At 64.1% G+C, this 13144-nt stretch carries 10 protein-coding genes and 2 pseudogenes; 5 read left to right on the forward strand and 7 right to left on the reverse strand.

Annotated elements, in window-relative coordinates:
- The coding region (locus tag WKW80_RS36485; protein WP_340368442.1) for a DUF6788 family protein at window positions 1–209 on the forward strand (209 nt) is incomplete at its 5' end.
- Window positions 210–261: 52 nt separating this feature from the next.
- Here WKW80_RS36485 and WKW80_RS36490 read toward each other — a convergent pair.
- From WKW80_RS36490 to WKW80_RS36500, 3 genes and pseudogenes are all read right to left on the reverse strand, one after another.
- Window positions 262–982: pseudogene (locus tag WKW80_RS36490) on the reverse strand (Crp/Fnr family transcriptional regulator).
- A 210-nt stretch (window positions 983–1192) separates the two neighbouring features.
- Window positions 1193–3931, reverse strand: a complete 2739-nt coding sequence (gene mgtA, locus WKW80_RS36495) for a magnesium-translocating P-type ATPase (protein WP_340368443.1) — start codon at window positions 3929–3931, stop codon at window positions 1193–1195.
- A 45-nt stretch (window positions 3932–3976) separates the two neighbouring features.
- Complete coding sequence (locus tag WKW80_RS36500) at window positions 3977–5161, reverse strand: acetyl-CoA C-acyltransferase family protein (protein ID WP_340368444.1); 1185 nt, start codon at window positions 5159–5161, stop codon at window positions 3977–3979.
- 167 nt (window positions 5162–5328) lie between these two features.
- On the opposite strand from WKW80_RS36500, the gene WKW80_RS36505 reads away from it, so the two are divergent.
- Window positions 5329–6015, forward strand: a complete 687-nt coding sequence (locus tag WKW80_RS36505) for a YoaK family protein (protein WP_340368445.1) — start codon at window positions 5329–5331, stop codon at window positions 6013–6015.
- A gap of 13 nt (window positions 6016–6028) precedes the next feature.
- On the opposite strand, the gene WKW80_RS36510 is transcribed toward WKW80_RS36505, so the two are convergent.
- From WKW80_RS36510 to WKW80_RS36525, 4 genes are all read right to left on the reverse strand, one after another.
- The gene (locus tag WKW80_RS36510) at window positions 6029–6679 is read right to left on the reverse strand and encodes an acetate uptake transporter (RefSeq protein ID WP_340368446.1); all 651 of its coding nucleotides are present in this window, start codon (window positions 6677–6679) and stop codon (window positions 6029–6031) included.
- A 74-nt stretch (window positions 6680–6753) separates the two neighbouring features.
- On the reverse strand, window positions 6754–7242 hold the full coding sequence (locus WKW80_RS36515; protein WP_340368447.1) for a MaoC family dehydratase: 489 nt from the start codon (window positions 7240–7242) through the stop codon (window positions 6754–6756).
- A gap of 26 nt (window positions 7243–7268) precedes the next feature.
- On the reverse strand, window positions 7269–9062 hold the full coding sequence (locus WKW80_RS36520) for an acyl-CoA dehydrogenase family protein (protein WP_340368448.1): 1794 nt from the start codon (window positions 9060–9062) through the stop codon (window positions 7269–7271).
- Between the two features lie 8 nt (window positions 9063–9070).
- Complete coding sequence (locus WKW80_RS36525; RefSeq protein ID WP_340368449.1) at window positions 9071–10714, reverse strand: acyl-CoA synthetase; 1644 nt, start codon at window positions 10712–10714, stop codon at window positions 9071–9073.
- Between the two features lie 210 nt (window positions 10715–10924).
- Between WKW80_RS36525 and zwf the strand changes: the two genes are divergently transcribed.
- From zwf to WKW80_RS36540, 3 genes and pseudogenes are all read left to right on the forward strand, one after another.
- Entirely contained in the window at window positions 10925–12322 is a 1398-nt protein-coding gene (gene zwf, locus WKW80_RS36530) for a glucose-6-phosphate dehydrogenase (protein WP_340368450.1), read from the forward strand.
- 59 nt (window positions 12323–12381) lie between these two features.
- Window positions 12382–12696, forward strand: a complete 315-nt coding sequence (locus tag WKW80_RS36535) for a universal stress protein (RefSeq protein WP_340368451.1) — start codon at window positions 12382–12384, stop codon at window positions 12694–12696.
- Window positions 12697–12907: 211 nt separating this feature from the next.
- A pseudogene (locus WKW80_RS36540) lies at window positions 12908–13144 on the forward strand (hypothetical protein); the annotation flags it as partial.

Below are 13144 nucleotides of genomic sequence, written 5' to 3' on the forward strand. Positions count from 1 at the left end.
GCGCCAGCGATCCGGACGCTCGCCACGGCCCTTACTTCGAGTGGGGGCACATGAAGGGCGGCAAGCTGGTTCACCGCACGGTCTCGCCCGAGCAAGCCGCCATCCTGGAGATCGCCATTGCCAACCATCGCAAGGCAAAGAAGCTCATGCAGGACTGGGAGCAGGAGACGGAACGCCTCCTTGATGCGCAAGCGCCGCGCAAACCATAGCTCGTGGACACGCCCGATTCAGAAGAAGTCCATATTTACTGACACAGTACGATTAGGCCGCAGTCGTCGCCGGAAGCAATCGGTCGTACTCGGACTTGACGACCTGCATAGCACTCGCAGGTACGCATCTCCAGCCCCGCACGATCCAGCACCGAGATGTGGCCTCGCGCATAGCGGATCAGGCCGGCCTGTTGCAACTTGAGCGCGCCCTCCGTCACGCCCTCGCGCCGAACGCCGAGCATGTTGGCAATCAGCTCCTGCGTCATCACGAGTTCGCTGCCCTGCAGGCGGTCGAGGCTCAGCAGGGGCCAGCGGCACAGTTGCTGATCCAGCGAATGGTGCCGGTTGCACACCGCTGTCTGCGCCATCTGCGTGATCAAGGCCTGCGTAGAGCGCAGCAGCAGGTGCAGCACCGGGCCGGCCCGGTTGAACTCCTCTTTCATGAGGTCTGCCTTCAGGCGAAATCCCTGGCCGGCGCTCTGCACCACCGCGCGGCTGGGCGTCGATTCGCCGCCCATGAAGAGCGAGATGCCGACGATGCCTTCGTTGCCCACCACCGCGATCTCGGCCGATGCGCCGTTCGCCATCACGTACAGCAACGACACGATCGAGGTGGTCGGAAAGTACACATGGCTGAGCGTTCTTCCCGATTCGTACGGCACCTGCCCCAGCGGCATGTCGATCGATTCGAGTTGCGGGAACCAACGCTGCCGCTCGGCCTCGGCCAGCGTGGCAAGCAGGCGATTTTTAAGGGGGTCGGGAGATTTGGGCATAGGAGGCAACTCCGCAGCAAGGCAGTCACCGCAAACCAGTCGGAGCGCCCCTCCCGCGGCGCTCTCGACGAAGCCAGCGTAGGCATTGCGGCAATGCCTATGTGCGGTGCCGCGCGGTACCCGCGACGCGAACATCCGAATCAAAAGAGTCGCAAGGCACTGACCAATTCAGTCAGCTCGCTGCGGATCGCCCCTCGTAGGCCATAGCGCTCATTGCCAGCCGAAGCTTCGGCTGTAGAACCGCTTCACCACCGTCGTGAGCGCACAGTACGCCACGAGGATGGCGCAGAGCCAGGAAAAGTAGGCTGCCGGCAACGCCTGGAGCTTGAAGTACGCGGCAAGCGGCCCCATGGGCAACCACAGGCCGATGACCATGATCGCGACAGTCATGCCGATCAGCGGGGCGGAGGCGCGGCTTTGGATGAAGGGCAGCTTGGGCGTGCGGATCATGTGCACGATCAACGTTTGCGTCAGCAGCCCCACGACGAACCAGCCAGTCTGGAACTGCGTCTGGCTGGCCAGCGTGTTCGCCTTGAACACCCACCACATCAGCGCGAAAGTGCAGATGTCGAACACCGAGCTGACCGGCCCGAAGACGACCATGAACCGGCCGATGTCCGCCGGGTTCCACTGGAGCGGCCTGGCAACGAGTTCCGCATCGACGTTGTCGAACGGAATGCCGGTCTGGCTGAAGTCGTACAACAGGTTCTGCACCAGCAGTTGCAGCGGCAGCATCGGCAGGAAAGGCAGGAAGGCGCTGGCCACCAGAACCGACAGCACATTGCCGAAGTTCGAACTGGCAGTCATCCGGATGTACTTGAGCATGTTGCAGAAGGTGCTGCGGCCCTCGATCACGCCGTCGTCCAGCACCAGCAGGCTCTTCTCCAGCAGGATGATGTCGGCCGCCTCCTTGGCGATATCGACGGCCGAGTCCACCGAGATGCCAATGTCGGCCGCGCGCAACGCCGGCGCGTCGTTGATGCCGTCGCCCATGAAGCCGACCACGTGGCCGTTGGCGCGCAGCGCGCGCACGATGCGCTCCTTTTGCAGCGGCGTCAGCTTGGCGAACAGGCGGTGCTCCTCGGCGGCGCGCGCCAGCGTGGCGTCATCCATCGCCTCGATCTGCGGGCCCAGCAGCACCTGGTCGGACGGCAGGCCCACCTGATGGCAGACGTGCTTCGACACGAACTCGTTGTCGCCGGTCAGCACCTTGACCACGATGCCGTGCGCCGCGAGCCTCTTCAGCGCCGGTGCACTGGACTCTTTCGGCGGATCGAGGAAGGAGATGTAGCCGACCAGCGTGAGGCCGGTTTCATCCGCGACGGAATACGTGGTCTGGGTGGGTGGCATCTCCTTCATCGCCACCGCCACCACACGCAGGCCTTCCTGGTTGAGCCCGTGTGTGAAGGCCAATATTCGCGTCATCGCGGCCGCATCGAGTGGCGGGTCGCAAGGCTTGCCCGGAATGCCGGCGGCCCCGGTCACCCGAACCCTGGTGCAGATGGCCAGGATCTCCTCGAGCGCACCCTTGCAGATCAGCTCATGGTGATCGTCCCGCTCGGACACCACCACCGACATGCACCGGCGTACGAAATCGAACGGGATCTCGTCAACCTTGCGGTAGTCCTCCTTCAACTTGAGTTCGGCGGGGAGGTCCACGTTGTCGAGCACCGCGCGATCGAGCAGGTTCTTCAGGCCGGTCTGGTAGTAGCTGTTCAGGAACGCGAACTCCAGCACCTCGGTGGACGGTTGGCCGAATGGGTCGGTCTTGCGTGCGACCGCGATCTTGTCCTGCGTCAACGTGCCCGTCTTGTCGGTGCAAAGCACGTCCATCGCGCCAAAGTTCTGGATCGCATCGAGGCGCTTGACGACCACCTTCTTGCGCGACAGCATCACCGCGCCCTTGGCCAGCGTGGAGGTGACGATCATCAGCAGCATCTCGGGCGTCAGCCCCACCGCCACCGACAGCGCGAACAGGAAGGCCTGCAACCAGTCGCCCTTGGTGAAGCCATTGACCAGCAGCACGATCGGCACCATCACCATTGCGAAGCGGATCAGCAGCCAGCTGACGCTGTTGACGCCCGCCTGGAATGCATTGGGCTGCGGGTCGACCGCCAACACGCGGGATGCCAGCGCGCCGAAGTACGTTCGGCTTCCGGTCATCACCACCAGTGCCGTGGCTGCGCCGGAGACGACGTTGGTGCCCATGAAGACTAGGTTGGCCTGCTCCAGCACGCCAGTCGCATCGCCGTGGTGCTCGACAAACTTCTCCACTGGCAGCGATTCGCCCGTCATCGCGGCCTGGCCAACGAACAGGTCGCGTGCGGTGAGCACGCGACAGTCGGCCGGGATCATGTCCCCGGCCGAGAGTGCGACCAGGTCGCCCGGCACCAGTTCGCGCTGCGGTATCTCGACGCGCGCGGACGGTTCACTCGCGGCGGGCCCGGCGCGAATCACCGTAGCCTTGTTGCTCACCATCGCCCGAAGCGACTCGGCTGCCCGGTGGGAACGCCCTTCCTGCACGAAACGGATGATGGTGCTCAGCGCCACCATCGCGCTGATGACGACGGTCGCCTTCGCATCCGCACTCAACCACGACAGCCCGCCGAGCGCGGTGAGCAACACGTTGAAAGGGTTCAGGTAGCAGCGCCAGAGGTGCAGCCAGGCCGGCAACGGTTTCTCGTGCTCGACTTCGTTGGGGCCCACCTTTGCAAGGCGGTCGGCGGCCTCCGCCCGGGTCAGTCCGCTTTCGCGCGAGCGCAGCCTCGCGAGCGCGGCGGCCGGCGCTTCGGCTGCCACAAGGGACATCTCGTCCGACAAGGCAACCGGCGTTGCGGCAAGGCGCGCGTGTGCGGCGATTGTGTCGAGGATGGGCGGACGCGCAAAGTGCCGCTGCGCGCGGCGGCGTCGCAGGAAAGTGGAAAAGCCCTGGGTCAGAACTGTGCGCATGAAGAAAGTGGAAGTTCTTCCTTCCGCGTCCGGCTCGGCCCCGAATCAGAGGCGCTCGAAGATGGCGGCAATACCCTGGCCACCACCAATGCACATCGTCACCAGCGCATAACGCCCGCCCGTGCGGTGCAACTCGTAGATGGCCTTGGTCGCGAGGAACGCACCGGAGCATCCGATGGGATGGCCCAGCGCAATCGCGCCCCCGTTCGGATTGACTTTCTTCATATCGAACTCCAGCCCACGCGATACCGCGATGGCTTGCGCAGCAAAAGCTTCGTTGCTTTCGATCACGTCCATCTGTTCGAGCGCCATGCCGCCCTTCTTCAAGGCCAGCCGGGTCGCGGGGATCGGTCCCTCGCCCATTATCTCGTTCGGCACACCGGCCACCGCATACGACACCAGACGGGCCATCGGCTTGTGGCCGGCCGCTGCCGCCACGCTCGCATCGGCCAGCACGAAGAATGCCGCGCCATCATTGATGCCCGACGCGTTGCCTGCTGTCACAGAGCCGTCCTTCTTGAAGGCCGGCTTCATCTTCCCCAGCGTCTCCATTGATGTCATCGCCTTGACATGCTCGTCGGTGTCGAAGGTGACCTCACCCTTGCGTGTCTGCTTGACGATGGGCACGATCTGCGACTTGAAGCGCCCTTCCGAAATGGCGGCTGCAGCGCGTCGATGCGATTCGACGGCCAAGGCATCCTGCTCCTCGCGGGTGATGCCCCATTTGACCACCAGGTTTTCGGCAGTGATGCCCATGTGGCCCACGCCGAATGGATCGGTCAGTGTTGCGACCATCATGTCGATCATCTTGGTGTCGCCCATGCGCGCGCCATTGCGCATCGCGGGAGACATGTAGCCGCCGCGGCTCATCACTTCGACGCCCCCTCCCACGCCATAGTCGCAGTCGCCGAGCAAGATCTGCTGCGCTGTCGTCACGATGCCTTGAAGGCCCGACGAACACAGGCGATTGACGGACATGGCGACGGAATCCATCGGCAGCCCGGCCTGGATGGCCGCGACCCTCGCAACGTAGGCAAAGCGGTGGTCGGTGGGGATCGTGTTGCCGACGGTCACGTAGTTGATGGCCTTCGGGTCGACGCCCGAGCGACTGACAGCTTCCTTCATCACGGTGCCCGCCAGTTCCGCCGGCTCTAGGTCGGCCAGGCCGCCGCCGAAAGTGCCAATCGCCGAGCGGGCAGCGCCCAGAATCACAACGTCTCGTTGGGTCATTTCATTTCTCTTTTCGTGTAGGTGTGCCTGTGACGATTGCATGTCCACGCGCTGCACCCCTTGTAGACCCACGCGTCGAACATTGTCGGTGCGCCAGTGCACCGACGAGACAAATAGTTCGGTAGCGCACAGACCCGTTTACGCCGCCGGACTACAACATATTCGACATGACTGCGCGATGGGCGAACCTCTTGTACGGGCTGGTCGGCAGGCGGCGCACCCAGGCCGCCAATCGCCAGTTGGGCTGCGTGCTCGCCGCCGTTGCGGGTGCGATCAACGCAGGCGGCTTTCTCGCCGTGCACCGCTACACCTCCCACATGACAGGCATCGTGTCGTCGATCGCCGACGACCTGGCCATCGGCAGCATGGCGATGGCGCTCGCAGGCGTTGCAGCGCTTGCGACATTCATGACCGGCGCCGCCTGCAGTACCCTCCTGATCAACTGGGCACGGCGCCACAGGCTACACAGCAAGTTCGCGCTGGCCCTGATGGTCGAGGCGGCGCTGCTGCTGCTGTTCGGCCTGGTGGGCGCGAATCACGCCTCATTGCCCCATCTTCTGGTGCCGTCCACCGTGCTGCTGCTGTGCTTCATCATGGGCTTGCAGAACGCCATCATCACCAAGATCTCCGGCGCCGAGATCCGAACGACCCACATGACCGGTATCGCAACCGACATCGGCATCGAGTTGGGCCGGCTGGTCTACTGGAATCGCAACGAGACGGCCAACAGCGTGCACTTCGTCAAGGCCAACCGGGACAAACTCTTCATCCATTGCGCCATCCTGGCGCTACCGCCAATCCTGGTCGACCTTCACGGACGCCGGTTTGGGCGCAGCTCCGCGCACGGAAGATGATTTGCTTCCGCGGTTAAACCAGCGCCTTCGCGAGAAGGCCCACCGGTTCGATCACGCGCACCACCTTGGCCGGCGGCGTGGCCGGACCTTTGCGGATAAAGCCGAACGGCTTGCCGAGCGGCAGGAGTTCACGGCCGAAATAGCTATTCAGAAATACTGCGCCCGCACAGTAGAAGCCAAGCAACGAAATCGCCAGTTCCGAATATGCGGCGAGCGCCCCGAAGAACGGCGCGTTGATGCCGAAGATGCTCAGCGCCAGTGACGGCAGCAGCACGTTGATCATCACCAGGATGGCGGCAAACACCTTGTTCGCCTCGAATGCCGCGACCATGATGAACAACGAGAAGACGAAGAAGCCCATGCATGCCACGCCAAGCTGCCTGGGGTCGGCGTTGGCGCCGACCGCGCCGAACCAGCCAAGGCTGATGGCCCAGTGCATGGCCACGGCGCCCCAGAAAAGGCCATAGGCGCCCAGCACAATGGCGCCGAAGTAGTTGTTCTTCTTGAAGTCGACACTGGACGCCCAGACCTGCGCGATCGAACCCAGAAACAGCGCCCAGGGAATCAGGTAGACGCTGCCGCTGGTCCAGCCCAATTTCTGGGAAGACGCCACGAAGGTGATCATTGACAGGCCAAACACGCCCAGCGCGGTCGGGTCGGACATGATGATCCGGGTATCGGTGACCGGGGTCGGGGTTGTTGTCGAAGCATGGTCTTCTCCTTGGAGGCCGTCCGCATTCAAACCAGGCTGAGCGCGGGCGTCTGCTGCGTTTGCACGGCAGCGACCGAGGCCGGGCGCCTGGCCGATGAGGTTGTCATCACCAACGCCTCGCCGTCGATCACCACGGTCTCCCCGACTGTGCAGATGGTTTCAAGCGTCACGCGGCGGCGAATGAGGTCTACAGACTTGACGCTCACACTGGCGTGCACCGTTTCGCCAATGTGCACCGGCGCCCGGAAATTCAGCAACTGGCTGAGATAGATCGTGCCGGGTCCGGGAAGGTGATTGGCCACCGCCGCGGAAATCACGCTGGCCGTGAGGAAGCCATGCGCGATGCGGCCGCCGAAGCGCGTTGTCGCCGCGAACTCCTGGTTCACATGCAGCGCGTTGTTGTCACCCGAGACGCCGGCAAACAAAACGATGTCGGCCTCGGTGATGGTCTTCGAGAAGGTCGCGCTCATGCCCACCTTCAAGTCTTCGACGTCATAGCCGTTCATATCATTCATGTGTCTTGTCTCAATGGGTTCGGTTGCTAGAACTGGGCATCGGTCAATCCCAGCGTGGTGGACGCCCCATGCAAGACCGTGTCGCGCAATGCGTCGGCCCCGGTCAGAACATGCATCGCATAGTGGTGCGCCGTGATGCGCTTGGCGTTGAGGAAAGCGGCGTCCGCGTCGCCGCGCGCCAACCGCAGCGTGGCGACCTGCGCGGCCCGCGCTGTCAACCAGCCGGCAATCACCGTGCCACACAGCCGCAGATACGGCACCGCCCCGGCCGCGGCGTCGCGCGGTGACGCGGCCAGCAGCCAGTCACTGGCTTCGGTGAGCGCACGCAGCCCATTGCCAACCGCAAGCGCTATGCCCTCGAGCATCGCGTCTTCGGCCGCGCCCGCCGCACGAAGCGACTCGACGTCGGCTTGCATCGTCGCAATCAGTTCCTTCATCGCTGCGCCGCCATCGCGCGTCAGCTTGCGCCCGATGAGGTCGTTGGCTTGGATGCCCGTCGTTCCCTCGTAGATGGTCGTGATTCGCGCATCCCGCATGTGCTGCGACGCGCCGGTCTCTTCGATAAATCCCATGCCGCCGTGGATCTGCACGCCGTCCGACGTAATGCCCAGCGCGTTATCAGTGCACCAGCCCTTGACGACCGGGATCAGCAGGTCGACCAGCGTCTGTGCCTTTTGCCGCGTTGAAGGATCTTCGTGGCCGTGGGCACGGTCCATCTGGCCGGCTGTGTAGTAGGCCAGCGCGCGCATCGCTTCAACACGCGCCTTCATGTCCATCAGCATGCGGCGCACGTCCGGGTGGCCGATGATGGTCGCGTTGGATGCGCCTTCACGGCCGAGCGTCTTGCCCTGCACGCGGTCAAGCGCGAACTGCCGGGCCTTCTGGTAGGCGCGGTCGGAGATGGCCACGCCTTCGAGGCCCACGTTCAGCCGCGCGTGGTTCATCATCGTGAACATGCACGCGAGCCCCTTATGCGGCTCGCCGACCAGCCAGCCGATCGCGCCCGGCCCCTCGCCGAACGACATCACTGCGGTGGCGCTGCCGTGAATGCCGATCTTGTGTTCGATCGAGGCGCACACGAGGTCGTTGCGCTCGCCAAGCGATCCGTCGGCATTGACAAGGAACTTGGGGCAGACAAACAAGGAGATGCCCTTCACGCCCGGCGGCGCATCGGGCAGGCGCGCCAGCACGAGGTGGATGATGTTCTCGGCCATGTCGTGCTCGCCCCAGGTAATGAAGATCTTCGTGCCGCTGATGCGGTAGTGGTCTCCATCCCGGATGGCCTTGGTGCGGATTGCCGCGAGGTCGGAGCCCGCTTGCGGCTCGGTGATATTCATGGTGCCGGTCCAGCGGCCTTCGATCATCGCCGGCAGGTAACGCTGCCTCAGTTCCTCGCTGCCGTGATGCGTGATGGCCTCCACGGCGCCGAGCGTGAGCATCTGGCACAGCGAGAACGCCATGTTCGACGCCTTCCACATTTCGAGCACCGCGGTCGACACCAGCGTGGGCATGCCTTGCCCGCCGAACTCGGTGCCCGAGGGCATGCCGTTCCATCCGCTGTCGCAAAAGCCGGAGTACGCGTGCCTGAACCCGTCGGCGGTGGTCACGACGCCGTTGTTCCATCGACAGCCCTGGGTGTCGCCCCGGGCATTGATGGGCGCCAGCACGTCGCTCGCAAATCTCGACGCTTCCTCGAGGATCGCCTCGACCAGGTCGTCCGTGACCTCTTCATTGCCGACCTGGGCAAGCACTGCGTCCAAGCCGCCGTGCTCTTTCATGGCAAACAGCATCTCGTGCAGAGGGGGTGAGTAGAAATTCATGACAGCACTCACACGATGGCCGCAGCCGAATGCAGCTGCTCGCGCAACACGAATTTTTGAATCTTGCCGGTGGAGGTCTTGGGCAACACACCGAAGATGACCTGCTTGGGAACCTTGAATCGCGCCATCTCCGCGCGGCAATGCGCGATGATTTCCGCCTCCGTCACCGTGGCGCCCTCGCGCAGTTCGACGAAGGCCGCGGCCACCTCGCCCCACTTCTCATCCGGCTTGGCCACGACGGCGGCCGCGAGCACCGCGGAATGGCGATACAGCACCTCCTCGACCTCGACGCTGGAAATGTTCTCGCCGCCGGAGATGATCACGTCCTTGCTGCGATCCTTGATCTTCACGTAGCCGTCGGACTGCGTCACCGCCAGGTCGCCCGTGTGGAACCAACCGCCGGCAAACGCTTCCTGCGTGGCCTGCGCGTTCTTCAGGTAGCCCTTCATCACCAGGTTGCCACGGAAGAAGATCTCGCCGACCGTCTCCCCGTCCGCCGGCACCGGCTCCATCGTGTCGGGCGAGAGCACGGCGATGGCCTCCTGCATCGGATAGGCCACGCCCTGGCGCGCATTCAGGCGGGCGCGCTCGCCCACCGGGAGCGCCGCCCACTCGACCTGTTGGGCGCATACCGCCGCCGGGCCGTAGACCTCGGTCAGGCCGTAGACGTGGGTGATGGCGATGCCCATCTGTTCGCAGCCTTCGATGATGGCGGCTGGCGGTGCCGATCCGGCGATCAGGCCCTTGATCGCATGGCCGATCCCGGCGCGCTGCTCTGCAGGCGCGTTGATAAGCATGCCGTACACGATGGGCGCACCGCACAGGTGGGTGACCTTGTGCTCGCGGATCAGGTCGAAGACCACCCCCGGTTCGAACTTGCGCAGGCAAACGCTGGCGCCGGACTGCAAGGCCAGTGTCCACGGGAAGCACCAGCCGTTGCAATGGAACATCGGCAACGTCCACAGGTATACCGGGTGGCGCGGCATCTCCCATGTCACGACGTTTGAAACGGCGTTGAGGTAGGCGCCGCGGTGATGTGTCACCACGCCCTTGGGGTTGCCGGTGGTACCGGAGGTGTAGTTCAAGGCGATGGCATCCCACTCGTCGGAAGGCAGCTTCCAGCGAAAGCCGGGGTCGCCATGCGAGAGGAAAGACTCGTAGGAGACATCGCCGAGCGAATTACCGGCCGGTGCGTCCTCGTCCTCTACCTCGATCACGAAGGGCCGCCTGTCGCCGACCATCACGAGGGCCTTCTCGATCACGCCCGCGAATTCGCGGTCGGTCAGCAGCACCTTGGCCTGACCGTGTTGCAGCATGAAGGCGATGGTCTCCGCATCGAGCCGCGTGTTGAGTGTGTTGAGCACGGCGCCCGTCATAGGCACACCGAAATGGACCTCGAACATCGCTGGCACATTGGGCAGCATGACCGCGACGGTGTCACCGACGCCCACGCCGCGTTGCACGAGCGCACTCGCCAGTCGGCGACAGCGCGCATACGTGTCGCGCCAGGTTTGCCGTCGCGATCCGTAGATCAGCGCGATGTGCCCGGCATAGACGCTGGCGGATCGCTCGATGAAGCTCAACGGCGACAAGGCCACGAAGTTGGCCTCGTTCTTGTCCAGGCCGAATTCGTACGGGTGGGTTCTTGTCATGGTGTTGTCCGGTTCTTGCAGCGTCTTCTGGCAGCACTGCAGTCCCAACATAAGCCCCTCGCCGGCGTCGGTCTGTGCGCTGGCACACCATGCCGCGGCGCCCTTCATTTCGTGGCGCAAGGGAGCTGCTGTTGCTGAGGTTCTGATGGAGTGATCCTGTGTGCGCTCGCGCACAGATAAAGCCGCAACGGCCGTGTAGGTTCAACCTCCATGAATCCGAAGGTGAACATGCTGCCGTCCGACGCACTGGTCGTCTTCGGCGCGACCGGCGACCTGGCGCACAAGCAGATCTTTCCGGCGCTCTACGCGATGAGCAAGCGCGGTGCATTGAACGTGCCGGTGATCGGCATCGCCTCGTCCTCATTGAGCCGCGAGCAGCTGTGCGCGCGCGTGAAGGCAAGCATCGACGGCAACGGCGGGGTCGACAATGCGCCGGCCTTCGAGCGGTTGATGTCGTTGCTGCAATTCGTCAGCGGCAATTACAACGACGCCAGCACTTTCGACGCATTGAAGCAGACCCTCGACGCGGCACGGCGCCCCGCGCACTACCTGGCGATACCGCCCGCGCTGTTTGCGACCGTCATCCGCGCGCTCGGTGCAGCGGGGCTTGCCGCGGATGCACGCGTCGTCGTCGAGAAGCCGTTCGGGCGCGACCTGGCCTCGGCGCGTGAACTCAACCGCATTGCGCTCGAAGTCTTCCCCGAAGATGCAATCTTCCGCATCGATCACTTTCTCGGCAAGGAAGCGATCATGAACATCCTCTATTTCCGCTTTGCCAACTCGTTCCTCGAGCCGATCTGGAACCGCAACCACGTGGCGAGCGTGCAGATCACGCTGGCCGAGAAATTCGGCGTGGAGGGCCGCGGCGCGTTCTACGAGAGCGCCGGCTGCCTGCGTGACGTCGTGCAGAACCACCTGCTCCAGATCGTTGCGCTATTGGCGATGGAGCCACCGGCGCGACGCGGCTTCGAGGCTGTCAATCGCGAGAAGACCAGCGTCTTCGAAAGCATGCGACCGCTGCAACCGCTCGACATGGTGCGGGGGCAATACGAGGGCTACCTCGGAGAGCCGCAAGTGGCCAAGGACTCCGATGTCGAAACCTACTGCGCCGCCCGCCTCCACCTCGACTCCTGGCGCTGGGGCGGCGTGCCGTGGTACCTGCGCTCGGGAAAGTACCTGCCCGAGACGGCGTGCGAAGTGCTGGTGCGACTCAGGGCGCCGCCGCAAAACCTGTTTGCCGACTCGGCGGTGCGCGAGGACGCGAACTACCTTCGCTTTCATCTGTCGCCGCATTCGACGATTGCGCTCGCCGCACGGGTCAAACGGGCAGGTAAGGAATTTGTAGGAGAACAGCGCGAGTTCTCGCTGCTCGAAGAAGAGCCGGGCGAGCAGAGTCCCTACGAACGGCTGCTGGGCGACGCCATGGCCGGCGACCGTTCCCTCTTCGCCGGCGAAGAGGCCATCGAGGCGGCCTGGCGGGTGGTGGAGCCGGTGCTGGCCGACCATCCGCATTCGATCGCCTATGCACCGGGCACTTGGGGCCCACCCGCAGCGAACCACCTGATCGCGGACGATGGCGGCTGGCACAACCCGCAAACCGTGACCTGACGCAGCGCCCATTGGCGTCGCCGACCGGCCGGCCCTATGCGCGACACCGAACAGACTGCATGCACACGACGGTCGAGGGTAAACTTCTGCGCGCCATTCCGGACGCGTTCCATTCCACTCGAAGCTGCCCGCAACCTCAACACCAACGATCTCATCATGCAGGCCGGACGACCGGTGCTGCTGGTGCCGCCGCCTGGCTGCAGCGGCATCGCGTTGTGGCGGACTGCATCGCGTCGTCCTCGACCGGTCACGATGCCGAGGCGCTGTACACCCTGGGCCGGGACATCGACATCGACCTGATCGTTGCCGGCGCGTACGGCCACAACCGCTCGCGCGAGGGGGCGCTGGGCGGCGTCACAGCGACTTGCTGGTGAGCCCGAATCGATGCGCGCTGCTGTCGCACTGAGGGTCGATCGCACCTAGGTACGTCACCGCACAGACTGGATTGCCACAACCGGCGCATGCTTTAGACATGACTGCATCGTGATGACGAATACCAGCACCTAGCTCCAGAAGACGCATCGAGCAACCCTGACGCTGCGTGGTGTCCGCGGTGCAGCAACTCGCGATCTCAAAGGAAACACCATGATCAACATCAGGACATCGATGGACGAGGCGGCCAGCAGTAATTCCGCCTCCAGCAAAAACGGGGCGAGCGGCGGCTGGCATGAAATGCTGCGCGGCGGCGACCGTGTGCTGATTCGCCCGATCCACAAAGACGATGTCGAAATGGAGCGCAGGTTCATCGAGGCCTTGTCGCCCCAATCCCGGCGCTTCCGCTTCCTGGACACCTTGAACTCGCCCAGCGATGCGCTGCTTGAA

Origin of the sequence: Variovorax humicola (genome assembly GCF_037889915.1) — a bacterium.
GTDB lineage: Bacteria > Pseudomonadota > Gammaproteobacteria > Burkholderiales > Burkholderiaceae_C > Variovorax > Variovorax humicola.

What these genes read in the sequence shown, in the direction of transcription:
- mgtA (WP_340368443.1), bottom strand. Translation starts at nt 3,931, where the DNA reads ATGCGCACAGTTCTGACCCAGGGCTTTTCCACTTTCCTGCGACGCCGC.
- WKW80_RS36500 (WP_340368444.1), bottom strand. Translation starts at nt 5,161, where the DNA reads ATGACCCAACGAGACGTTGTGATTCTGGGCGCTGCCCGCTCGGCGATT.
- WKW80_RS36505 (WP_340368445.1), top strand. Translation starts at nt 5,329, where the DNA reads ATGACTGCGCGATGGGCGAACCTCTTGTACGGGCTGGTCGGCAGGCGG.
- WKW80_RS36510 (WP_340368446.1), bottom strand. Translation starts at nt 6,679, where the DNA reads ATGTCCGACCCGACCGCGCTGGGCGTGTTTGGCCTGTCAATGATCACC.
- WKW80_RS36515 (WP_340368447.1), bottom strand. Translation starts at nt 7,242, where the DNA reads ATGAATGATATGAACGGCTATGACGTCGAAGACTTGAAGGTGGGCATG.
- WKW80_RS36520 (WP_340368448.1), bottom strand. Translation starts at nt 9,062, where the DNA reads ATGAATTTCTACTCACCCCCTCTGCACGAGATGCTGTTTGCCATGAAA.
- WKW80_RS36525 (WP_340368449.1), bottom strand. Translation starts at nt 10,714, where the DNA reads ATGACAAGAACCCACCCGTACGAATTCGGCCTGGACAAGAACGAGGCC.
- zwf (WP_340368450.1), top strand. Translation starts at nt 10,925, where the DNA reads ATGAATCCGAAGGTGAACATGCTGCCGTCCGACGCACTGGTCGTCTTC.
- WKW80_RS36535 (WP_340368451.1), top strand. Translation starts at nt 12,382, where the DNA reads ATGCACACGACGGTCGAGGGTAAACTTCTGCGCGCCATTCCGGACGCG.